At 47.2% G+C, this 23,287-nt stretch carries 19 protein-coding genes and 1 pseudogene; 6 read left to right on the top strand and 14 right to left on the bottom strand.

Annotated elements, in window-relative coordinates:
* Window positions 1–40: 40 nt before the first annotated feature.
* A complete protein-coding gene (fdhD, locus tag LO777_RS01450; RefSeq protein WP_228855811.1) occupies window positions 41–844 on the top strand; it encodes a formate dehydrogenase accessory sulfurtransferase FdhD in 804 nt (267 codons plus the stop codon).
* Here the strand turns inward: fdhD and LO777_RS01445 are convergent.
* From LO777_RS01445 to LO777_RS01435, 3 genes are all read right to left on the bottom strand, one after another.
* Window positions 837–2,036 carry a mechanosensitive ion channel family protein gene (locus LO777_RS01445; protein ID WP_228855810.1) on the bottom strand — a complete coding sequence of 400 codons (1,200 nt, stop codon included), beginning with the start codon at window positions 2,034–2,036 and terminating at the stop codon, window positions 837–839. The two genes, fdhD and LO777_RS01445, sit on opposite strands and share 8 nt — an antisense overlap.
* A gap of 120 nt (window positions 2,037–2,156) precedes the next feature.
* Window positions 2,157–3,095: a D-alanine--D-alanine ligase family protein gene (locus tag LO777_RS01440; protein ID WP_228855809.1), complete on the bottom strand. Its 939-nt coding sequence runs from the start codon at window positions 3,093–3,095 to the stop codon at window positions 2,157–2,159.
* Between the two features lie 527 nt (window positions 3,096–3,622).
* Complete coding sequence (locus tag LO777_RS01435) at window positions 3,623–4,678, bottom strand: IS110 family RNA-guided transposase (RefSeq protein WP_228855808.1); 1,056 nt, start codon at window positions 4,676–4,678, stop codon at window positions 3,623–3,625.
* A gap of 519 nt (window positions 4,679–5,197) precedes the next feature.
* Between LO777_RS01435 and rpsU the strand changes: the two genes are divergently transcribed.
* The 4 genes from rpsU to LO777_RS01415 all read left to right on the top strand — a co-directional run bounded on the left by rpsU (window position 5,198) and on the right by LO777_RS01415 (window position 10,292).
* Entirely contained in the window at window positions 5,198–5,389 is a 192-nt protein-coding gene (rpsU, locus tag LO777_RS01430) for a 30S ribosomal protein S21 (RefSeq protein ID WP_407929178.1), read from the top strand.
* Between the two features lie 316 nt (window positions 5,390–5,705).
* On the top strand, window positions 5,706–6,617 hold the full coding sequence (xerD, locus tag LO777_RS01425) for a site-specific tyrosine recombinase XerD (RefSeq protein WP_228857426.1): 912 nt from the start codon (window positions 5,706–5,708) through the stop codon (window positions 6,615–6,617).
* Between the two features lie 302 nt (window positions 6,618–6,919).
* On the top strand, window positions 6,920–9,583 hold the full coding sequence (locus LO777_RS01420; protein WP_228855806.1) for a CBS domain-containing protein: 2,664 nt from the start codon (window positions 6,920–6,922) through the stop codon (window positions 9,581–9,583).
* Between the two features lie 76 nt (window positions 9,584–9,659).
* Window positions 9,660–10,292: a site-2 protease family protein gene (locus tag LO777_RS01415; protein WP_228855805.1), complete on the top strand. Its 633-nt coding sequence runs from the start codon at window positions 9,660–9,662 to the stop codon at window positions 10,290–10,292.
* A gap of 77 nt (window positions 10,293–10,369) precedes the next feature.
* Here LO777_RS01415 and LO777_RS01410 read toward each other — a convergent pair whose 3' ends face one another.
* Together LO777_RS01410 and LO777_RS01405 are read right to left on the bottom strand one after the other, a co-directional pair.
* The gene (locus LO777_RS01410; protein ID WP_228855804.1) at window positions 10,370–12,427 is read right to left on the bottom strand and encodes a molybdopterin-containing oxidoreductase family protein; all 2,058 of its coding nucleotides are present in this window, start codon (window positions 12,425–12,427) and stop codon (window positions 10,370–10,372) included.
* Between the two features lie 49 nt (window positions 12,428–12,476).
* Window positions 12,477–14,261, bottom strand: a complete 1,785-nt coding sequence (locus LO777_RS01405) for an APC family permease (RefSeq protein WP_228855803.1) — start codon at window positions 14,259–14,261, stop codon at window positions 12,477–12,479.
* A 273-nt stretch (window positions 14,262–14,534) separates the two neighbouring features.
* Between LO777_RS01405 and LO777_RS01400 the strand changes: the two genes are divergently transcribed.
* Window positions 14,535–15,626, top strand: a complete 1,092-nt coding sequence (locus LO777_RS01400; protein WP_228855802.1) for a hypothetical protein — start codon at window positions 14,535–14,537, stop codon at window positions 15,624–15,626.
* A gap of 97 nt (window positions 15,627–15,723) precedes the next feature.
* Here the strand turns inward: LO777_RS01400 and LO777_RS01395 are convergent, their stop codons facing one another.
* From LO777_RS01395 to LO777_RS01355, 9 genes and pseudogenes are all read right to left on the bottom strand, one after another.
* Window positions 15,724–16,143, bottom strand: a complete 420-nt coding sequence (locus LO777_RS01395) for a thioesterase family protein (protein ID WP_228855801.1) — start codon at window positions 16,141–16,143, stop codon at window positions 15,724–15,726.
* A gap of 158 nt (window positions 16,144–16,301) precedes the next feature.
* Window positions 16,302–17,999, bottom strand: coding sequence for an AMP-binding protein (locus LO777_RS01390; RefSeq protein WP_228855800.1), 1,698 nt, complete (start codon window positions 17,997–17,999; stop codon window positions 16,302–16,304).
* Window positions 18,000–18,149: 150 nt separating this feature from the next.
* A complete protein-coding gene (locus LO777_RS01385) occupies window positions 18,150–18,542 on the bottom strand; it encodes a response regulator (protein ID WP_228855799.1) in 393 nt (130 codons plus the stop codon).
* A 553-nt stretch (window positions 18,543–19,095) separates the two neighbouring features.
* Window positions 19,096–20,763: pseudogene (locus LO777_RS01380) on the bottom strand (hypothetical protein); the annotation flags it as partial.
* Window positions 20,726–21,259: a hypothetical protein gene (locus LO777_RS19915; protein WP_268907591.1), complete on the bottom strand. Its 534-nt coding sequence runs from the start codon at window positions 21,257–21,259 to the stop codon at window positions 20,726–20,728. The pseudogene LO777_RS01380 and the gene LO777_RS19915, both read right to left, overlap by 38 nt.
* On the bottom strand, window positions 21,256–21,504 hold the full coding sequence (locus LO777_RS01370; RefSeq protein ID WP_228855797.1) for a hypothetical protein: 249 nt from the start codon (window positions 21,502–21,504) through the stop codon (window positions 21,256–21,258). Before LO777_RS01370 ends, LO777_RS19915 begins: the two co-directional genes overlap by 4 nt.
* On the bottom strand, window positions 21,501–21,689 hold the full coding sequence (locus LO777_RS01365; protein WP_228855796.1) for a hypothetical protein: 189 nt from the start codon (window positions 21,687–21,689) through the stop codon (window positions 21,501–21,503). Before LO777_RS01365 ends, LO777_RS01370 begins: the two co-directional genes overlap by 4 nt.
* Before the next feature lie 120 nt (window positions 21,690–21,809).
* Window positions 21,810–22,082 (bottom strand): PHP domain-containing protein, encoded by a 273-nt coding sequence (locus tag LO777_RS01360; protein WP_228855795.1) that lies wholly within the window; start codon window positions 22,080–22,082, stop codon window positions 21,810–21,812.
* Window positions 22,082–23,281: a DNA polymerase Y family protein gene (locus LO777_RS01355; RefSeq protein ID WP_228855794.1), complete on the bottom strand. Its 1,200-nt coding sequence runs from the start codon at window positions 23,279–23,281 to the stop codon at window positions 22,082–22,084. Before LO777_RS01355 ends, LO777_RS01360 begins: the two co-directional genes overlap by 1 nt.
* Window positions 23,282–23,287: the final 6 nt, after the last annotated feature.

Below are 23,287 nucleotides of genomic sequence, written 5' to 3'. Positions count from 1 at the left end.
CCACTCAATCTTTACTTCACTATAAATTGTTTTTATCCATATGAGCAAGAAACAATCCGGCAGCACTGCCCTGACCCTCACCCATACCACTACAGTTGTTTCCCCTGACGGCCATAGAGAACAGGAAGAGCAACTGGCCATCGAGACTCCCTATTCAATCGCCCTGAATGATGAAACTATAGGCTCATCCATGGTCCTGCCCATCGGCCTGGAAGAATTCGGAGCGGGTTTTCTTTTCGGCCAGGGATATATAAAGACGGGGGAAGAAATCAAAGAGATCTATGTCTGTCCTGAAGGTAGAATAGCCGTTTACGCTGATGTGGAGATTACAGAACCAAAAGAAGTTATCATCACCTCAGGCTGCGGAGGCACTGGAAAAATATCTAAAGAGATGCTGGAAGATGCTTTTGAGCCGCTGCAGGATTATTCAATCGGTTTCCCGGAAATCAGATCTTTTATCCGCCAGGCCCTGCACACCTCAACCCTCGGACAGGACACCCATTGTGTCCATGGCTGCGGTCTCTGGCAGAACGGCCGACTCCAGGCATTCTACGAGGATGTCGGACGCCATAATGCCGTGGACAAAGTCCTGGGAGCAATTCTCCTGGGCAAGGCAACAGCCCGGGGAGCCATTTATACCACAGGAAGACTCACCTCGGACATGGTCCTCAAATGCGCGAGAATAGGCATTCCCATAATCATGTCCCGCACCGCCCCCTCGTCACTGGGCCTTGCCATCGCCAGGCGGTCCGGGGCAACACTTGCCGCCTACGCCCGCCCCGATCGTTTAAATATCTTTAATAATCCGGATCGGATTATCGTCGACCGACAGGTTGTCAGGTAACAGGCCCGCCAACTGATGAACCCCTTGAATCGGTTTTTCCGATCCTCTCTTCCGGTTGATTCATTGCCTCTTCAATCATTTTGAGACGCTGCCGTTTTCGGCCAATGGCGTCCTGTCTGATTTTTATCTGACCCTCAACCTTTAGATCTTTCAGGCTTTTTTTAAGCTCTTCAATTTCCCCCAGAAGTTGCTCTTTTTCGTTTTCCAGTTCTTCTGCCTGTTCTGCCTTGTCAAAGGCTATATCTTCTGCTGAAATCTTCTGTTCTTCATCTGAAACCATCACTGTCGGTACAGGTATGAACCGCTTATCAGCAGCTAGTTTTCTCTGGTTCATAAATGAAGGTGATACAATCTCCATACCATGGTTATGAAGGGTATCCAACACACAACCGTTAAGCTTGGACCCCATGGAAATCAGATGACCGGCCTCCTCAAGAAATCCGGACACACGATATGTCACCGCATAATCCCCCAGTTCGAGAATATGGACAAAAGGATCCTGGAGACCACAGGTTTGCGCAGCTTCCAGAAGCAGAAGTTCCACCCGGTCATGATTAAATTCATACCCCAGTGACAGCTTCGTGGAAATAATAGTTCCGGAATCAAGAACTCTTGCCACTGGATTGTTGATGCAATAGGTATTTGGCAAAGCAATAAGCTCTCGTTTTTCCGTCTGGATTTCCGTATCAAACAGCCCTCGCCCCGAGACCCTTCCAAAATGATCACCAATACGGATAAAATCCCCGACCCTGAACGGTTTTGTTATTGAAAGCAGGAGCCCGGCCATAAGATTGGAGATAATTGTTGTCGAAGAAAAAGCCAGAACCCCCGATATCACAATCCCTATCAGGCCAAGGAGTTGATTGCGGGAACTTTCATTTACAGGCAGAACAAATACAGATACCAGAAGCCCGCTGAGAACCAGACCGAACATAAGCAGTTGTCGTGGAAATTTCCGTTCATTATTCAGGTTCGGATCTCGTCCTATCAGCAACCAGTATATTGCCCACAAAACAATTCCGACAACAGCGACTGTAGCAAGAAAAGGTGCAAATAATACGAGCGAATTCACCATGTCAACATATCCTTCCTGCTCTCCCGTAATACCATTCAATAACAGTCTAACACCCCACAAGGGGGTATAAGTGCCATGGAAATAAACCAAACCATCCGGCAAAATTCCACTGCCCACCCCTTGCCCTGCTGCTCGATTTTCCAGTCTTCATGACCACCCTTTCAGCCAGAGTTTTTTAAAAACTGGGTAAAAAGCAATTGCAGAAAACATCCACTTGATAAAGACCTCTTGCCGCTCCTATCCTTCCAGCCCGAGGTCAATCAGGTATTCCAGAAACTTAGGAAACTCCAGACCATATTCCGCAGCAGCCTGGGGAAGAAGACTGGTCGGGGTCATTCCCGGAATGGTATTGGTTTCCAACAGAAAAACCTCGCCGCTTTCCGCAACAATCATATCGGTCCTGCTGTACCCTCGCAGGCGAAGTACCTTATGGGCTGCCACCCCATATTCCTGTACTCTGTTTTTCAATTCATCTGTAATTTCTGCCGGACAGACTTCTTTTGAAGCACCCGCCTTATATTTTGCGTCATAATCAAAAAATGTAAATTCTTCACCGGGAATGATCTCAATTACAGGCAGAGGAGTAAGTTCATCATTGCCGATAACCCCCACGGTCAACTCTCTTCCCCGGATATATTTCTCAATCATCACTATGGAGTCATGGTTCTGGGCCTGACTTATACCATTTTCCAGTTCCTTTTCGCTGGTCGCAAGAGTCAGCCCCAGGCTAGATCCTTCCCGAACCGGTTTTATCACCACGGGCAGACCAAACCGGGAAAGCAGCCTTTCCACATCCACTGATTCACCAGCCTCAATGATCTGCCAGTCAGCCACAGGTAGCCCGTTCAGTTTATAGAGTTCCTTTGCCAGATGCTTGTCCATGGCAACGGCACTGCCAAGCACTCCCGAACCCTGGTAGGGAATTTTCAGAAGATCAAGAAAACCCTGCATTGTTCCATCTTCACCATAAAGACCATGGAGCAGTATAAAGGCAAAATCGATCTTCGAGGCATCCGCTGCCAGACGGGCCAGGTCCGTTGCCGGATCATACCTTTTTACCGTAAATTTCTTACTGTCCAACGCCTTTTCCACACCAATTGCTCCCGCAAGGGAAACTTCTCTTTCGGTTGAAACACCTCCGGCCAGAAGTGCTATATTTATTATTTTCTTTTCCATGTTGCTCCCCATTATTCAAGATCATTTCTCTGCCAATGCCTAACCCGCATTTCTTCCATGAGAAGGCTTGTCAAGATATAAGTTCGACGTGGCGAACCATTTTTTAAATAATCCCTGAAACGTCATGCTTCCATTCGCACTCATTTATGAACCTCTGCCAAAAAGTTCGGTGCATTGTAGGGTCCGTCCTGGAGCTGCCACCTCATCATCGGTCTTAAAAATTGTCATTGGCATATGACAGACCAGAGAAATTCACGCAGTCTTCCGGACGGGACGTTCTTTATTCAGGGCTTTATTTTCAAAATGACTTGAAAGTCTCCACTCATTTTACGTTGCTTATAAAAAGGGAAAATCATTTTTCCCCTTTTCACAGTTACCGGTTGTACATAACGAACAAAGCTGTCAAGGAGAATGTTCCTCTATAAATATACTCACCAAGTTCATTTTAAGTGTCACAGTATGTAGTACCGGGTACTTACGGTTCCTGGGGAACATTGTCCTTGACAGGTGCAGTGAGACTATGTAACTCATGCTGCCTTTCTTCTTGATAAAACGTTACGTTTGTAAACCGGGTCATATATTTCTCCATATTTCCACAGACGATGTAGGAGTATTGCTAATTTCCTTCCCACTGCCACTACAGCTTTACGTCTTGCATTTTTCCCGCCTCTAGATGCCAGACGTAAACCAAAACGTTGCAGGTTACAGTCCTCTCCAAATGGGCCAAGAATATATTGCGCCGAATTTATCAATAGCTTTCGTAAAAACGGACTGCCAGCTTTGGTTATTCGAAGCTGTTTATCTGTCTCTCCAGATTGATCGCGACGAGGTGTCAGCCCGAGATATGGGCCAATCTGTCTGCTTTTTCCAAATCTACCAGGATCTTCAACCGTCAACACAAATGCCAGAGCTGTTATAGGACCGACTCCTTTCACTCGCCTGAGCAACTCTGTCTCAGGATACCGCTCACTGCTGATACTCTCGATTTCTTTATCCAAAGTTTTAATTTGTTTGTTAAGCTGTGCAATGAGTATCAGTACAGGTCCAAGGCCAAGCTGCAACTGTTGAGGAATATGGGATATAGCCTTTTTATGAAAACATTCTGTGCTACAACTTGGTAACCGCTCACCAAAGGATTTTACAATGCCACGAACATGATTAATCTGACTGGAGCGGGTTCTCACCAATAAATCTCTTGAGTGCAATAGTGCAAGATCCGCTTGTACCTGTTCACCTTTATGTTGTATCGGATAAAGCAAATTGGGATCGAATCGTGCTATCCTTGCAAGCATTTCAGCATCTCGCTGATCTGTCTTACAATCACTCTCCCATATTGCACGTAGTTTTCTTGGGTTCCCCACTAAAACATTACAGCCCATGGAGCTCAGGAGTCTACTCATCCATGGGGAATGAGTTCCCGCTTCAATAGCGACCGTAGTTCTTTTATATTTCCTAAAAAAATTTCTTATGGATTCTACATTGTTGTCTATAAATTTACTCAGCAGGATGGTACCTCTGTCACCCACAATACAAACAAAATTTGTTTTATCGCCTAAATCCATTCCAATTGTTATACTGTTCATGGCTGGTTCTCCTTTTTTTGCAGCATCATGACTGCGTTTTATGGTTGAGCATGTTCTATAACATAGCTCGGGAGAACCAGCCTTCTCATTTTACCTCATCAGTTCAGGCGGCGTCAGGTTCAAAGTTTTCTGCAGTGAATTATAGTGATCTATATTTATTGCAGAAATACTGTAGAAGATGGCGTCGCCTGGACTGACCTTGGGTGAACATTGTGTAAATTTTGTTCTACTACTGATAGTTGTCCAATTATTTGTAATCTACAGTTATTCTCAAAATTGACACAATGTTCATGAGAAATGTGGCTAACCTTACCATAAGAAATGACCCAACGCACCGCCCCTCTGGAGAAAGGGGAGGAAAACAGTGACTATCACAAAAATCCATTGACAAAAGCTCCTGCCCTTTAGTATATAAAAAAGATTGTCACCATGACATTCGATTGAATTTCCCTGGAATCGGTAACATATAGATTCTTTTGCATAAACAATAAATTAATTCGTTAAACGGAGCTACAGATGATAGAAGTTGAAGTTCGCGGAGATCTTGAGTACGCAATCAGACAGCTTAAAAAGAAATTACAGATTGACGGCATTAAAAGAGAATTAAAGCGTCGCGAGTACTACGAGAAGCCGAGCATTAAAAAACGCAGAAAGCAGGCGGAAGCCCGTAGAAAGCTCCGCAAATTCAATCGCATGAGAAGATCCTTTTAGGCGAAAATAATTCAGGTTTTTATCTGAAAATCCTGCGACAAAAAACCGTTCTGCCGCAGTCGGATTTTCATTACTCTGTTGTGCACCCACAGGGCATAAATTGCCGAGTCATCTGGTCCGGCCATGCCGGTCTGTTTGAAAATCCCATCACCTGAGGTGTTTTGCCACAGTTGGGATTTTCACTCGTTTTTTACACAAGGGGTATAAACTGCTGAGCCTTCAGGTCCAGCCAGTCGGTTTGTTTCCATAAACTGCAAATCCGGTTTCTTATCGTACCACCAAATCCGGCTTCGCAGATGATTACCGGGGAGAAGTCATATCATCACAACTTTCCGAACAATTCAGTGGCGCTCGTGATCTCTTTCTCCACTATCTCATATCCGAGAGACGACTGGCGGAAAACAGTGTAAAAGCGTACTCTGCAGATGTCACTCTTTTCCTTCATTTTATCAGGGCACATGGAAAAAGACAGTTAAACAGCGTGGATGTTTCTCTTATCCACGCTTTCCTAGAACATTGTCGCCAACAATCCATTTCCAACCGCAGCAACAGTCGACGAGTTTCTGCCCTGAAATCGTTTTTTTCCTTTCTTTCCCGGCAGAAAATCGTCAAACATAATCCGTTCGCCATCGTTGATCTCCCTAAAAGCGGGCGCACTCTACCAAAGGCCCTCACCCTTGATGAGGTGAAACGACTCCTGACACCACCTGAAAAGCTGTCACCTCTTATAACACGTGATAATGCCATGCTTTTTCTTCTCTATTCCACGGGACTACGTGTTTCAGAACTGATCAAACTGCCCCTGGCCGCCTGCAATCTCTCCGCCTGTTTTGTTCGGGTTCTCGGCAAGGGAAACAAGGAGCGCCTTATTCCATTCGGGGAACAGGCAAAGGAAAAGATCGAATTCTACCTGGAAACAGCACGTCCCCTGATTCTCAAGGGAAAACGAAGCAATTATCTCTTTATCACCCATCATGGCAAATGCATGACCCGGCTCCGCTTCTGGCAGATCATCAGAAAAACCGCACAAGCCGCTGGAATTCGCAAAGAAATATCCCCTCATATGCTGCGCCACTCCTTTGCCACCCACCTCCTTGCCCATGGGGCCGACCTGCGCTCCGTCCAGCTCATGCTTGGCCATGCTGATATTGCAACAACTCAGATCTACACCCATATAGACCAGGAAAGATTGAAAAAAGTTCACAAACAGTTTCATCCCAGGGGATAAAAACAAACTTATTCCGAATAGCCAGCAATGAACTTTCAACAGGCTATCTTTAAACCCAATTTATCATTATTTCAGGTGCTGGCGTCAGTTTCAAAATTTTTTACAAAAAATAACAGTCACCCATATTTGCCGCGGAAATACTGAAGAAGGTGACATCGCCTGGACTGACCCTGGATGGACACATTGCATCAATCCTGTTCAATCACTGATAGTTGACTAATTGTTTATATTCTGCAATTATCCTTGAACTGACACAATATTCATAACAAATAAGACCTGAGATCCCGCACGAACATTTGCCAATGCAGTTAATCACTACACATATCAACGCCGACTTTGACGGACTGGCTTCAATGGTTGCAGTCAGCAAGCTTTATCCGGACGCAGTCATGGCGTTCCCCGGTTCCCAGGAACGAAATGTTCGGGAATTCATTTCTGAAAATCTGCAGGACGACTATGATTTCCTCACTGCCAGGCAAGTCGATACTGCAGAGATAGACACCCTTATAGTTGTTGACACAAAGGTGGCAGGCCGGCTAGGTTCATTTGCAGATTGCCTGCAAAACCCGAACCTGAAAATCCATCTCTACGACCATCATCCAGGAAATCCCGGTGATCTCAGTGGTGTGGTGGAAAAGGAAGAAAATTACGGTTCCACAACCACCCTGCTTATCAAAATACTGCAGAAGAAAAACATCCCGTTCTCCAAAAAGGAGGCTACACTCTTCGCTATTGGGATATACGAAGACACCGGTTCTCTTACACATCTTACAACAACCCCCGCAGACCTGATGGCCGCGGCTTACCTCGTTAAAAAAGGAGCGGAACTGGACCAGGTTTCCCAATTTATCACCCATGAGCTGAAAAGCAGCCATATCGATATCCTTCAGCAACTCCAGAAAAATGCCAGAAAATATACCATCCAGGATATTCCAATAGTTATCGCCACCCACTCTCTTCCTGAATATGTTGACGAATTTGCCCCCATAGTCCGCAGATTCATGACAATGGAAAATATCGATGTACTTTTTGCCCTCATTTCCATGGGCGGCAGGATTTATCTTATCGCCCGCAGCCGTTCGGCCGATGTAAACGTGGGGATCATTGCCCGGGACATGGGAGGAGGAGGGCACCCGACGGCAGCATCTGCCACATTGAACGATATCACCCTGATCCAAGCCCAGGAGAAGCTGATCCTTTCCCTGCACAGGCATATTCTTCCCCAACCCATTGCCAGGGAGATGATGTCACAACCGGCCATTTCAGTGTCACCGGAAACCCCCATCAGCCAGGTGAAAGAAATTCTCACCCGGTACAATATCAACTCCATGCCGGTATGTGATGAAGATCAGCACTTGCCGAAACCACTTTCAACACTTGCGGGTATCATCACCCGTCAGGTCATTGAAAAAGCAGCTCACCATCACCTTGCTCACCGGCCGGTTTCAGATTACATGACCACCGAGGTTATAACCCTGCCATTCAACGCAACACTGGCCGATATCCAGGAACTTATTATCGAACATCACCAGCGACTGATACCCATAGTTGAAAACGATTTGATCATAGGAGTTATCACTCGTACCGACCTGCTGAACAGGCTGGTCAACGACCCGGCCCATCTACCGAAAAACCTCCTCCATGAATCGGAACATCCGTCTCTTGAGAAAAAGCGGAATGTCAACAGCCTCATTGTCGACTGCCTTGAGCGAAACATGATACAGCTTCTCCAGACAATAGGTAATGTGGCCGAACAAATGAACTATAATGCTTTTGCTGTGGGCGGTTTCGTTCGTGACCTGCTCCTGAAAAAGCAGAATCTTGATCTGGATATTGTTATTGAAGGGGACGGGATTCGTTTTGCAAAAACACTCGCCAACCATCTTCAGGGGAGGCACAGGACCCATAAACGTTTCAAAACGGCTACAGTGATTCTTCCGGACGGTTTTAAGATCGACATCGCCACGGCAAGACTGGAATATTATGAATATCCGGCCGCCATGCCAACCGTGGAACTCTCTTCAATCAAACTTGATCTCTATCGCCGAGATTTCACCATTAACGCCATGGCCATCCAGCTCAATCCAATCCATTTCGGTATGCTGATCGACTTCTTCAACTGTCAGAACGATCTCAAGCAGCGTACCATCAAGGTACTGCACAACTTAAGCTTCGTGGAAGATCCCAGCAGAATATTCAGGGCAATCCGGTTTGAAAAGCGAATGGATTTTCTTCTATCACCCCATACGAAACGGCTTATCGTAAATGCGGTCAATATGGAACTGTTCGGCAAACACCACGATCCCCGCTATTTCAATGAGGTCAAGATCATTCTCTCCGAAGAAAACCCGCTCCCGGCCATTGAACGACTGGCACAGTTCAACCTTTTTCCATATCTCTGGCCGGACCTGCGTCCCCACCTGAAAATCGATCGGCGGTTCAGACATATCCTCACTCAGGCCCACAACGCTATCTCCTGGTATCATCTCCTCTATCTGGAAGAAAAATGCAGAAACTGGATAGTTTACCTCCTCGCCATCTTCGGTAGATCCGGACAGAGGGAGCTAAAGGCCTGCTGCACACGTTTTAAGGAAAGTCCGAAAACTACTGAATTCCTTCTTCAGGAAAAAGCCATGGCTGACAGGGCCATCAATCAACTAGCCCGCAGTTCGACATACAAAAACAGTCAGATCGCCTCTCTCCTCGAAGATCTGCACATTGAAGGTCTTCTCTATATCATGGCCCTGGCAAGAAAAAATCATGTGAAAAAAGCAGTATCCCTCTACGTAACAACCCTGCGGAACATGGAACCGGAACTGACTGGAAAGGACCTGGTCAACCTGGGTTACAAGCCAGGTCCACGGTTTAAAACCATCCTGGCAACAATGCGGGATTTCAGGATGGATGGTCTGGCAGAGAGCCGGGATGATGAACTTGTTCTTTTGAGAAAACATTTTCCCCTTTGATCTTGGGCCAACAATGCTTATTCTCTCGCTCAGTCTATTTTGAAGGTCAAATCTGAAACCATAACATCCTGTTTCCATGCAAAATTCCATCATAGAATTCATTATCCTTGCCCCACCCCTGCTCTTTGCCCTTACCTTCCATGAATTTGCCCATGGCTATGTTGCCTGGCGCTTTGGGGATCCGACCGCAAAAGATGCGGGAAGGCTGACACTCAATCCGCTCAGTCATCTGGATCCCATCGGCACAATTGCCTTCTTTTTTATTAAATTCGGCTGGGCCAAACCGGTACCTGTTAATCCCATTTATTTTAAAAACCCGAAGAGAGACATGCTCTGGGTCGCTCTGGCAGGGCCTGTCACTAACCTGGTACTTGCAGTTCTCAGTGCTTTTATTATCAAAATGATATGGGCCCTGGCGACAATGTTACCCTATTCTCCACTTGCCGAAGCAATCCTCATCCCCTTGAGCAGAATGCTGATCGCTTCGGTCTGGATTAATCTTGTGCTCTGTATTTTCAATTTCCTTCCCATCCCTCCCCTGGATGGCAGCCGTATCCTGACCGGCCTGCTGCCGGATGACCTGGCCCGATCCTATATGCAGGTTGAGCGCTACGGCTTTATTATCATACTTCTTCTTGCCTTCAGCGGCCTTCTCTCAAGGGTCATTTTACCGATTATCAGTTTCGCCAATAACATGCTGCTTTCATAAATTCGATAATAATCCTGAATCCGTGAGCACTCGTCTGAACTGACGAGAAAGCCGAGCTGGCTGAGTTTCATGAAAAATCAGGATTTCAAAAGTCGCACCCGCGATTCATGAAACAGAGCGCCACCACCCATATCGGTAAGATTCTGGGAGGTAAGATCATTTATTCCACCCTCATCTTCTCTGCCCTGCCAGAAAATCCCTTCAGCAACCAGCAGTCCTCGGCGTGTATCCCCGGTCAGATGGGCGACTCGCCTCGTTCTACCGCGAAAGTTCTCCAGTGTTACAAGATCACCATGCGCAATATTCGCCTCTTCTGCATCCTCCGGATGAATCAGCACCTCCCCGGAACAATCCTGAAAACTCTCTCCAAATGTGGAATTCAATAAATCCGCATGGGGTGGTGTAATGAGTTTAAATGGAAACCGTCCCTGGAGATCAACATCATCAAATTCTTTTCCAGGTTGGAGGCAGGGAATTTCGGGTTCCAGTGGGGAAAAAGGCGAACTGAACTGAAACTTCAAATCCAATCCTGTCAGAAGTGACTCCTCTTTCCTGGACCAGGTGGAGTGGACATATCCACCCGCCATCACCTGATCTGGTGTAACCTCTTCAGGCAATCCGCTCATACCAGTCAGAAAACTCCTTATTCTCTCATCACAACTCTGTGAAAAAACCGGATCGTCATACCCCATTTTCCGGGCCAGGATCTGAAAAAAATCAAAATTGGACATGGCCTCACCCAGGGGCGGAATGACCGGCTCCACAACTCCCATATAAAAATGCCCATAGGCGGTATATACATCCCTGTTTTCCAGAAATGTGGTGGCTGGCAGCAGGAGATCAGCATAGCGGGCTGTTGGGGTCATGACCTGCTCATGAACTACTGTAAACAGATCATTGCGCAACAGTCCCTTTCTTACCATTGCACTGTCCGGAGCCACACTTAAAGGATTACTGTTATACACAAACAGGCCTCTGATCGGCGGATCAAGAGTGGTAAGGGCGCGACCCAGCTGAATCATATTTATCTTTCTGGTTATTTTCTCCGCAAGATCTGGTCGGGTCAGTTCCGCCTTTCTCCCATTGAAAGCCCCGCTGCTGTACAGAACCCCCCTGCCTGTTCCCTCACCGAAAAGACCGAGAACAGCAGCCAGAGAAGTAATCGCACGCAGGGCCATCCCGCCCCTGCTGTTGCGGGAAAGACCAATGCCAATCCGGAGAAACATTTTCGGGTGATCCGCAAAAAGAAGGGCCAGATCAGTGATCTTTTCCCTGGTCACCCCACTCTGATCTGTAAATTCACGCCAGTCAGTTTCCCGCAAATAAATGGCGAGATGTTCAAAACCTGTGGTGCTGTTTTCAATAAAACTGCTGTCCTGCCTGTTCACCTCCAAAAGAGCTTTAATTATTCCCAAAGACAGAGCCACATCCCCCCCGGGCTCAAGGGACACATGAATATCCGCACTTTTCCCTGTACTGTTGCGATAAGGATCAATCACTAGCAGCATGCCACCTTTTTTCCTGGCTTCCACCACATATTGCCAGAAATGGATATTGGTCACCCTGCAATTGATTCCCCAGCAGACAATAAGGTCCGCATCCATCGCCTTCTCAAGCGGTGATCCCGGCATATTCCCGCACTGCTTCTTCCAGCCGGCCCCGGCGGCAGCGGAACAGATAGTCTGGTCCAACCTGGATGTACCCAGTTTATGAAAAAAAGGATAACCGGCAAAACGGTTGACCGCTCCCATATTTCCGGCATAGGAATAGGGCAGAATTGCCTCGGCACCAGACTTCCTTTTTATTTCATCCAGCTTTTCCACGAGAAGATCAAAAGCTTCATCCCAGCTGATACGACAAAAACGTCCTTTCCCCTTTTCCCCCTCACGAACCTGGGGAAAGAGAACTCTTGAATCGCCATAGAGTCGCTCCGGGTATTTCCGCATCTTCCGACAGATGAAACCGTTGGTCACCGGATGTTCCCTGTCTCCTGCGAGGCCGGTAACCCTGCCGTTCTCTACTGTTGCAACGATTCCGCAACTGTCAGGACAATCCAGGGGACATATTGTTTTTCTCTTTTTTATAATTTCCATACCACTGATTTTAAATGATTTTATCTCACCAGCATTTCTCATGCGGGCCAAAAATCCCACAACCGATATTACCAATTGAAGGATTCGGATATCAGATAATAAGACGCACCCCGCCAAGATCCGCTAACCCATAAATAAAATGTGTTCCCGGAGAACCTATAAACATAAGATTGGCCGGGATATTCCACTCCTTCGACAGTTTTTTAATCAGATCCGGCCCAAATGTTCCCAGCAGTGGCACGAATTCGATATCTATATCCGGATAGGCTTCATCAAGAAACTCTATATCCTTTTGCAGACCGGGGGAAATTTCATCCTCACTCTTCACTACGGTAACAACCTTAATCCGGTTGGTATGTTCATTCCTCTGCACATAGAGCATGGCCTGGTTGAGATTGGCCAGATTATCTCCCCTGGTAAAGAAGACAATCTGCTGGGAATTTATGGCCTCAATACGGGAGCGAATGGACTGGGATATGTTCGTCATCCTTTTTATAAAAAACATGAACATGGAACGAACCAGAAACAGGTAGGCCCGCAGAATGGCGATCCTGCCAAGCATGATGGAAACCAGGATTACGGCGGGCACAAAATATTCGAGAAACATCAGCAGGTAATGAAAATTCATCATGGCATTGCCGATGAGACCGACGATCACCGCAGCCACAGCCAGCAGCACGGAAAACAGGGGAGCAACAGTAGGACGGGGCAGACTGGCCCGCTTTGTTTTCAAAAGAATATTGCCAATACCAAAAAGGGCCATCACTGAGAGAAAGGAAATAGTATACACTCCTGCCAGAGCCTTGAGATCACCTTTCGTTATAACAAGTACGGAAACACAGAGAACAAAAAAAGCGATAATGATACGATGCGTTGTATTCCGACGGCTTTTTTTCAGAAAAAACTGGGGTAAACAACGATCCAGGGTCATCCTGTGGATAAGACCATTTACACCGACAAAACTCGTCAATACTGCACCTGAAAGCACCAGGGCAGCATCCAGGGAAATAAGGATACCAAGCCAGTTTCCCCCGGAAATATGCCCCAGGTAAGTCAGGAGGGCATTCTGATGCTCCGGAACCTGTCCCATGGGAATCAGGGCAAGGACCAGCAGCGCAATGACCGGATTAAAGAAGGAAACTGCGATCCACATGTTTCTCAGTGTTTTTGGAAAAACTCCTTCTGCCTGTTCTTCAACAAAATTCGAGGAACTTTCAAAACCAGAAATACCAAGGAGTGAAGCGGAAAAACCAAACAAAATTGCCATGCCAAGCCCACCCTGGGTTGGAGTCGAAAGATTCAACTGCAATATATCAATACCATTCTGCAGGAGATAAAAGCCACCAGCTCCCAGAAGAATAACCAGAGATATCATATGAAAGAGAAAAATCCCGATGGCAACCACTGCTGACTCTGTGATACCGATAATGGAAAGCACCATGAAAAAGGCCAGGAGACCTATGGTTGTCAGCTCAACGGGAATGACCTCAAAAATCGTATGCAGGTAATGCATGGCTTCACTTGCCGAGATAACGGCTGTTGCCATATAGGAAAGTATAGTCAGACAGGCGGCAATCGATGCGCGAAACTTGCTTGTGGTATTCAACAGGGCATTGTAGGCACCGCCGTTCAGCGGCAACGCTCCCACCACCTCCGCGTAAATCCCCCGGTACAGGTAAAGAACACCGGCCACCATCAGCAGTACGAGAGGTGCCCATTTTCCCGAGTAAATGACAGCAAGAGCTGAGACATAGAGGCAGGAGGAGGTTATATCGTTACCGCATATTGCCGTTGCAGGCAACTGCCCCATACCGCCTTTTTTATGTTCAGTTATATTTCGTATTGCACTTTCTTCACTTCCGTTTTTGTTTGTCAAATCAATTTCCTCAGTTCTTTCTATATCTTTTCAATCATATTCAGTTCTAATTATATCGAAACTCAGTCTGACAATTCCAAGACCGGAAATATACCTGAGTTTCATGGGTAATCAGGTATTCATATCATCCAGAACACCATAATATAACTTTTATATCTTGAGTGAAAGAAATGATTATACTTTGCGCTGATAAAGGATTATGAGTATTTTCACATTAAAAATTTCCGTCAATTCGGATTTTCAGTGATTTTTCAACAATCAAACTCTAACACCATGACAACAAAACCCTCCCTGGAATCGTTACTGGCCCAATCGTACGACAATCTTGTAGAACTGGAAACGAATTCTCTGTCCTTTCACAGGCAAGCATCAGCAGTGGCTGAGTTCATTGGGCTGTATATAAGGAACATTTTCAGGTTAAGCGGGAATGAGTTCAAGACAGTACTGCGACAAAACAGGGAACTCCATGCAAAAGCCGACCGAAAGGAACAACGCGGAAAAGACCCGGTTGATGCCTTGCGGGTACAGATGCGACAGAACAATACGTTTGGAAAACTGTTACGGAGGTATTCAAATCACCTTGGGGCCCTTGACTGTATTCTTGATACCAAGGCTACAGCAGCCCTTGTCCACCAGATTCAGAACTTGCCTGTTTCAACCGCCACACACAACCGGGTGACAGGCTGTGAATTCGGCTCCGGTACAGGTATCCTTGCCGTCGCCGGTGCGATTCCATTTCTCCGAAGACAGAAATCAATCTCAGTTCACACCTTTGAACAGTCTACGGAACCGGGTAGGGACGCCATGAGAATCGTGGAAATTCTTCTCACCGAAAGTAAATACAGGGACCACCTGGAATTTCATCTGCACAGAGAAGATATCACAACCCCTAACCCCTACAAAATTGTCAGGAAAGCGACTGAACAGAGCGGTCCTCTTGCTCTCTGGATTTCAGAAACCTTCGGATTCCAGACAAGAACACCGGTAATTTCAGAAGACCTGGAATCATGCTCTTTTGAAGATCCCCAGGGAACTACCCGCTATTCCCGGGAATTGGAAGAAAAATATGATCCCTTCCCCCTGGTGCTTGAACATTCCTGTGAATTTTTTCCCCATTTTTTGAAAAACATCCACAGCGGAAAAATCATCGCCTTTCCCGACATCGTCACTCCAAGAGTCATTATCAACGGCAGAAAAAGTGCTTTTCTGGCACCGGACGGAACCTGGAGAAAACTCCACAGAATAGGACAACCCTATGAAATGCTGCCACCATGTGTACGGTCACGATGGTTTATCAAGGAGCGTTCCAAGCCTGTCAGGAAAAAAACTTTTCGTAAACCGATTCGAAAGAAAAAAAAGAAATAATAAAAAAACCTTACCGTACCTTCTTCCTTTCCGGCTCCCCTGAAACTCAGCCAACCTGCAGATATGGCAATTGTCTCAGGCTGAGCTTTATGCATAATCAGGTATTCTTTTTCCCGGCAATTCCGGCATCAAATTTTTTCTTGTTGATCACGAATCGTTCGTGCCGACCTCTGGTAATACGATCCACTCCGTCATGCGCCTCAACAGTGAAGGTGAGTTTTTTTCCCTCCACTTTAATCAGTTCAACCGTTGCGGTCACTGTAAAACCCGGTGGAGTTGCAGCCTCATGGCTGATATCCACCCGGATACCAACAGACTGTTCCCGCGGCCAGTCCAGATGGGGATTAATCGCCTTAATACATGTCCATTCCAGGAGTCCAACCAGGAATCCGGTTGCAAACACCTCCGGCATCTCAAGAAATTCGGAAGCCTCGGGATAGAGAGAAGCAACTGTTTTGGATTCCGGCACTGTAAACGTATGCTCATAGCGGATTCCCGGCTTTAAGGTGTCTTTCATCACAAGCCTCCTTTTAAAGGTGCCTTGAAAAATTAAAAATTCGTTCAATTACTGATAATTGGCTAATTATTTTTATTCTACAGTTATTCTCAAAATTGATACAATATTCATGAGAAATGCAGGCTAAAGAATCAATCCTGCCATCAAAGATTCAAATATCAACCCAGAATCGCATGACCGTCATAGAGATATCGTTTGATTTTATGGGTTGCCGTTTTGATAAACGGCTCTCTTCTCTCAAAAACCTTTGCAATCCTGGATGTTTTTGACAGTTCCTCGTTAATTTCACTGCGCATTGTTTCCAGGAGTTCTTCTATATAAGCCCGTCGTTCAGCCCTCGACCGACCGGCTGTCTGATCATCAACAAACTCATAATCTGGGTAGATCCAGGCCTCCAGCCTGCCGCTGTTTTCTATCACAAGGCTTTCCACAACCCAGTGACACGCGTTTATCTTGTGCTCGATAGCCTCCGGATAGATGTTTTCTCCATTGGCCATTATGATGACATTTTTTGATCTGCCACAGACATGCAGATTTCCAAGATCATCCAGGTATCCAAGATCCCCGGTAGCCAGCCAGCCATCACGCCCGAGGGCTTTCCTGGTTGATTCTTCATCATTGTAATAACCTTTCATGACATTTGGCCCGCAGACACAGATTTCTCCAATTCCGGTCTCACTGTCTGGTTCCGCAATTTTCACTTCAACGCCGGGCAGCGGTTTTCCGGTGGAACCAATGACAATGGTTTTATCATTTTTGGGACCACCGGCAATCAGGGGTGATGATTCCGTCATGCCGTAACCGATCAGATAGGGAAATTCCGCTTCATACAGAAAACGTTCCACATCAGGATTCAACGCGGCACCGCCAATACCCATAAGCCCCAGGTTTCCGCCGAAAAAAGTCAGCAGTTTTTTTCCTATTTTCCGATAAATAAATTTTCTCCCGACACCAACTTTGCATATAAGACTGAGCAGCCTGCTCCTTTCAATCTGTGGCAGAACCCGTTTTTTATAGATCTTTTCCAGAACCAACGGAACGGCAAAAATCACAAAAGGTCTCTCATAACTGCACAGTTTCTGAAGAATGGCAGGAGTTGGAGACTTTCCCGCATAGGCTATACGGCAACCAAAAAGCAGAGGCAGGATAAACCCGCAGGTAAATTCATAGGTATGGGACATGGGGAGGATGGACAGCCAGGTCGAACCGGGTTTAATCTCCATCAGGCTCGATGCCGCATAGGCGTTTGAGGTCAGGTTCTTATGGCTCAGCATAACCGCTTTTGAGTAACCTGACGTACCGGAGGTATAGAGAATAGCCGCGATATCATCTTCTTCAACGACAGGAAAAACTGGATCTTCAAGATTTTCCCTGAGAGCAGTCAGAGCCTCCTCCAAATACACTGAAAAGGGAGTCACCGAAATAACACCGATGACCGCTTCATAGTCATCCAGAGTAATAATTGGTCCTTTCAGTTCTTCACTCAGCTCATATACTTTTTCTATCTGTTTCTGGGTTGTAAAAAGAACCTTGATCTGCATTTCCTTGAGAATATGATGAACATCACTCTCAGGCAGATCGGGAAGAATCGGAACAGCCACCGCACCTATTCGAACAATGGCCAGGTAGGCAATTCCCCAGTTATGGGAATTTTCACTGAGAATGGCTATGCGATCCCCTTTTTTGATCCCCTCATCCTGCATTCGTTTTGCAAGGGCGATTATTCGCCTATGGAACTCCCCATAAGTCAGGGGTTTTTCCATGGCCATACCGATGGCCGGCCTTTCCCTGAATTTAAAACTGCTGGAGTCAATGACATAGTTGAGGGTCATACTCACTTCCACGTCCGAAACCATAAATCACCCCTGTTAAAAAGCCCCCTGCCAGGACACTGTTTATTTAACCGAATTCACACCAGACCAATGGCACAATTGTACACAAAACAGCAGTTACGGTCAATTCTGTACCGATGTTGTGTATTTTCAGAATTACATGGGGCCTGAATTCTACACATCCTTACCTTCAGGGGCAAGAAGATCTGCTACTGTTTTAATTATTGATTCTACGGAAAAAGGTTTTGCGATGGTAGCGACGCGCTCAAGATAACCAGCCACGGCAAGATATCGCTCTTTGGAAATAGCACCGCCACCGGAGATGGCGATAACAGGAAGATCAGGAACGTCTTCCCGGAGGTCAAGTATGGTCTGCAGGCCGTCTTTTACCGGCATAACCATATCTGTAATAACAAGGTCACAGGGTGTTTTGCGAAACAGGTCCACACCTTCAGCACCATTTGCGGCGGTAACCACATCATACCCCTCGTACTGGAGAATCTTGGTGAGGACCTCAAGAGCCGTAGGCTCATCATCTATTATAAGAATACGTTTTTTCTTATCCATTCAACCCGATATATTGTGAGAGGAAAGTACATCTTATCCTTATACGATACTTTGCAGGTTTTGAAAACCAAAATCACTCCCTGCTGTCAGGATATTTTTTGCCGATACAATTGAGAAAACAGTTCTTCACCCATGATATTTTTATTTTATCTCATATTAACGTATTCCCGAATCCGTGGCGGTTTTACGGTTTTGTTTCAGGTAATACCTAAATCCTGCAATTGGCAAGTTTTCGGAGATGCGAGGCATCAAGGGCGCAGACGTATTAACATACTTCAAGCACTTGATAACGAAGCAGATTCGATAAAATTGCCAATCCCCCAGGGCAAGGGAATAAAGAAAAAACAATCTCACTCTGATAGTGAGTAGTATAGCCCCTACTGCGATACGATAACTATATGTTTATACAGTATAAATATTTTTTCTTTATTCCCGAAGTGCAGGATTTAGGTAATATATTAATAAAACAAACATATCCCATTCATTATAAAAAACAGCCAAACATTGCAGCCCCCTGCCACTCTGTCAAAAACACCGTCTCAAGGGTGGTTCAAAATAATGGTTTCATCCTTTCCACAGTTAAGGTCAACGCTCCATAATCCTCCTCCACCAGTCCGGACAGGACATACGGCCTTCCACCAGGTAAAACAGACGCATAACGATGATAAACCTGTGGGAAAAAAGTCGTCTCAAAGACAGCCGTTTCATCTTCAAAGGTCAAAAATTCCATCACCTCGCCACTTTTAGTCGATACAAGTTTTCCAGTCAACAGCCATGCCGCAATATTTACCTGCTGTCCTCTGTAATTGCCAAGGTCACACCCTTTGACAAGGTTTTTCTCCGGCCTGACAATACACTCCAGAGGATGAATATCACAGAGAAATCCGAGTGCCGAAAATTCCCGCCGCAAACGGGTCTGCTCATCGGGTGCAGGAAGAGAAGGTGGAGGTGGCAAACTGATCGGAAACAACAGAGAGCGGGGATTATTTTGTCTTGCGGCCTTATATCCCGCCCACTGCCAGAGCAGTTCCGAACGATTTAAATCCCCCGCCAGTCCGTCCAGGGCCCCTCCGTGCACCAGTACACTGACCTCATTGTCGGCAGGGTTGATGCGGCAGAAAAAATCAGAAATACTGGCAAAATCACTTTTTTTTCTCTCCATGATAATCCGTTCCATACACCCGATGGACAATCCATGCAGCCCCTGCAATCCCACCCGGATCCAGTTATTTTTCCCCGTCCAGACAATTTCGCTGTACCGAACGTCTGGATGGAGAATTTTCAGGCCCAATCGTTTTGCCTCTGAAACATAGGCAAAGACAGAGTAATAACCACCCCGGTTGGAAATCACCGCCGCCATGAATTCCGCAGGAAAATGACATTTAAGCCAGGCAGCCTGAAAAGAGACTCTGGCATAGGAGGCGGAATGAGGTTTACAAAATGAATACCCGTCAAAGCTCATCATCATCCGCCACATTTCTTCCGTATCCTCCAATGCGACATGGTTTTCCGCACAACCCGCAAAAAAACGACTCCGGTAATGTTTCAACCGGTGTTCCCTGTCCTTTTTTGACATGATTTTCCGCAATCCATCAGCTTCACCATGGCTGAAACCTGCCATGGCTACCGCCACCCTGGAAACATCCTCCTGATAAACCATCAGCCCATAGGTTTCATCAAGTACGTCTCCAAGCCGAAAGCAAAGTGGCTGCCAGTCACCGCCATGGAGGCGCCGCACATATTCCCGCACAAATTCATTGGCTGCCGGACGGATAATGGAGGACTGGATCACCAGCTGTTCGAAATCCCCCGACCTGCTTTTTTCTGGAGTAGACGCATGGCAGGGCTTTCGATATAAAAACAACCCATGGTTTCTCCCCGGGCAACCGCCTGCCTGGTAGTCTCATCATCCTCGGGCTGCCAGTATTCCTCCCGCACTATCTGATCGTTTTCATTGATCGCCTCCACACAATCACGAATCACACCGAGGTTTCTGTTGCCCAGAATATCTATCTTGACCAGTCCCGCCTCTTCAGCACCATCCTTCTCCCATTGAATGACAGGCACTCCTTTGGCTGCATATTCCACGGGAACATACCTGTTGATCGGCTCCGGAGTTATCACCACACCTCCGGGGTGAACTGACAGATATCGAGGCAGACCCACCAGTTTTTCCGCCAGCTCTAAAATCTCCGGCCAGGGGGGAGAAACTCCTTTCCACGAAAAGAGGGAAGCGCACGCAAACACGTCTCCAGCCCCTCTCCTTCATTCCTGCTGACCCAGGGCAGGCGCCCGGTGACCTCCGAAATTTCATGATCGGGAAGTCCAAAAGCTTTGGCTGTCTCCCGAATTGCCATTCTCGGTTTAAAAAAAACATGATTACACACCATGGCTGCATGTCCCTGGAACTTCTGCAGAACTTCATCCAGTACCTCATCCCGCTCGTCCCAGGCGAAATCGATATCAATGTCGGGTGGATCAATCCTTTCAGGATTAAGAAACCGCTCAAAGTAGAGGTTATATTTCAAGGGACAGACATTGGTAATCTCCAGGCAGTAGGCGACCAGGGAAGCCGCCCCGGATCCACGGCCGCAGATCCTGCGTTTTTTTCGTCTGCCATCCTCTCCTTCGGGATGAACAATATCCCGTACAACAAGAAAATAGGAGGAAAACCCCATTTGTTCAATAATCCGCAGTTCATGTTCAAGCCTCTCTATAACCGGTTCCCCGAGATCATCCCCATACCTGCGCCTGGCCCCCGATATGCCTCCAGCCTGAGAGCTCCGGCGGGAGAATTATCCCGGCCGTTGCGCCATGGAGGCATGACAATACCGAAATTCGGACCAGTAAACCGACAGCGTGCCGCCAGTTCAGCCGTTGCCTTGATCACCTCAGGCCAGATGGCGAATTTTTCAGAGAACTCCAGGGGAAAAACAATCCCTTCCTGTTCCACCCCTCTCAAACTGTCCCGAACTTCTCCAATAGTTGCCCCTTACGCACAGCCCGCAACAGGCAGGCAAGGTGAAAATCATCTCTGCCGGCAGCATCACAATCAGCCGTTGCCACAGCAGCAACACCGAGTTCTCTTGCCTGTTGCCGCAAAATCCGCCCCTCGCACTGACTGATCCCCCAGATCAGCGGCAACATCCATTCCCCTGGAGTGTAATTCCCTCAACAGTTCAGGCGTCCGGCAGAGAACAATCAACCCATCGCACCAAACCGGCAGATCCCTGGAAAAACTGAAATTCCTGCCGCAATGACGATCGGTTAAAAGAGCGCAGAGGGAACGATACCCCGGTTATTTTTAACCAGGCAGGTAACGAAATCCGAAGAACCGGGTTCCGTTACCTGCGCACCGATTACCGGACAAAGCCCCTCGATCCTGCACCCTCTCAAAAAATTCCATAAGCCGTACAGGTTATCACGGTCGGCCAGCCCGATTCCCGAATAACCGAGTTTTTTCACCAGACGGCAGAGACGCGTGGGAGAAGTTGTTCCCCGCAGGAGAGAATAACTGGAACGGACACCAAGAAGAAACATTACGATCCCGACGGGTTACAAACCCTCTTCACCCCGCCCCTTCGCACCACGTCTTCACCGAAACGGCTGCGAATCGCATCCATGGCATCAAGCAGTTCCCGCCTGCAGCAATTTTCAACCTCAGGGAAAAGTGACAGCTGGGGAGACTGTTTCTGCAATCGATCACAGATCAGCAGACAACTCCTGATCCGCGTCCGCCTGAGCCAAACCCGTTGCAGGGCAACAAGCGCCTGTCTGTGCAAAACAAAATCACTGTTGCTTCCCCGGCGCAAGGAGGCACTACGCAGCAACTGACGACCATCGGAGTACCGCAGCCGAATACCCACACGTCCTGCCACCTGCCGTTTTGCGCGAAGTCTGTATCCGACCCGGTCAACCAGATGACTGATCGCCCTTTCCACGTCATGCCGGTTATTGGTATCATTTTCAAAAATGTGCTCACACTTCACAGCATCCCCACCAGCCTTCATACCGATCACAGTGGTATCAATCCCCCTGCTGATATTATAAAGATGATCAAAACGATCAGTAAAGACCACCATAAGCTGCTCCCTGGTCAGACCGGCCAGGGAACCGACAGTCATCAATTGCAACTCCTTTATCTTCCGTAACTCCATCCCGGTCAAACCCGGCAGAAGATCCACCGGCAGAGGTGCCAGAAAATCGGTTTCTTCACCGGGAGCGACAATATATTCCCCCACCGGTTTTACCAGGCGGGAAGCCACCTTCGCCACCAGTCTACTGGATCCCAGAGACCAGATGGGATTAATACCGAGATGATTACGGGCATACCGGCGAAGACGCAGTCCCACATCCGGGGGTGGACCATGGAGTCGGTGGGTTCCCGTCACATCGACAAAAAAATGACCATCTATGCCACCACTCTCCACCAGGGGCGAATAGCTGCGAACTTCTTTGAAAAAGGCAACCATTGCCTTTCTGTAAAGCCGGGGACGCGGAGGCAGCAACATCGCCCGTCTGCATCTTTTCATGGCATGCTGCAGCCCCATACCTTTGCGCACGCCGTCTCTGTATGCCTCCTCACTCATATCATAAACGACCGTTCGCACTCCCCTGGGAGCTATGATAAGGGGCCGTCCCCGCAGAGTACAATCCACCACCCGCTCAACAGATACCGCAAAATCGGCCACGTTCAGATGGAGAACGGACCTCTCACGCAACCCGAATCCTGCTCCCATAGATCC

It is taken from the genome of Desulfomarina profundi, from assembly GCF_019703855.1.
Taxonomy (GTDB): Bacteria; Desulfobacterota; Desulfobulbia; order Desulfobulbales; family Desulfocapsaceae; genus Desulfomarina; species Desulfomarina profundi.
The sequence above is the reverse complement of the archived record's forward strand: the minus strand, read 5'-3'. Positions and strand labels throughout refer to the sequence as shown.

Coding starts and splice junctions, on each gene's coding strand:
- fdhD (WP_228855811.1), top strand. CDS start 41: ATGAGCAAGAAACAATCCGGCAGCACTGCCCTGACCCTCACCCATACC.
- LO777_RS01440 (WP_228855809.1), bottom strand. CDS start 3,095: ATGGAAAAGAAAATAATAAATATAGCACTTCTGGCCGGAGGTGTTTCA.
- LO777_RS01435 (WP_228855808.1), bottom strand. CDS start 4,678: ATGAACAGTATAACAATTGGAATGGATTTAGGCGATAAAACAAATTTT.
- LO777_RS01420 (WP_228855806.1), top strand. CDS start 6,920: ATGCAGTTAATCACTACACATATCAACGCCGACTTTGACGGACTGGCT.
- LO777_RS01415 (WP_228855805.1), top strand. CDS start 9,660: ATGCAAAATTCCATCATAGAATTCATTATCCTTGCCCCACCCCTGCTC.
- LO777_RS01410 (WP_228855804.1), bottom strand. CDS start 12,427: ATGAGAAATGCTGGTGAGATAAAATCATTTAAAATCAGTGGTATGGAA.
- LO777_RS01400 (WP_228855802.1), top strand. CDS start 14,535: ATGACAACAAAACCCTCCCTGGAATCGTTACTGGCCCAATCGTACGAC.
- LO777_RS01395 (WP_228855801.1), bottom strand. CDS start 16,143: ATGAAAGACACCTTAAAGCCGGGAATCCGCTATGAGCATACGTTTACA.
- LO777_RS01390 (WP_228855800.1), bottom strand. CDS start 17,999: ATGGTTTCGGACGTGGAAGTGAGTATGACCCTCAACTATGTCATTGAC.
- LO777_RS01385 (WP_228855799.1), bottom strand. CDS start 18,542: ATGGATAAGAAAAAACGTATTCTTATAATAGATGATGAGCCTACGGCT.
- LO777_RS01365 (WP_228855796.1), bottom strand. CDS start 21,689: ATGTTGCCGCTGATCTGGGGGATCAGTCAGTGCGAGGGGCGGATTTTG.
- LO777_RS01360 (WP_228855795.1), bottom strand. CDS start 22,082: ATGTTTCTTCTTGGTGTCCGTTCCAGTTATTCTCTCCTGCGGGGAACA.
- LO777_RS01355 (WP_228855794.1), bottom strand. CDS start 23,281: ATGGGAGCAGGATTCGGGTTGCGTGAGAGGTCCGTTCTCCATCTGAAC.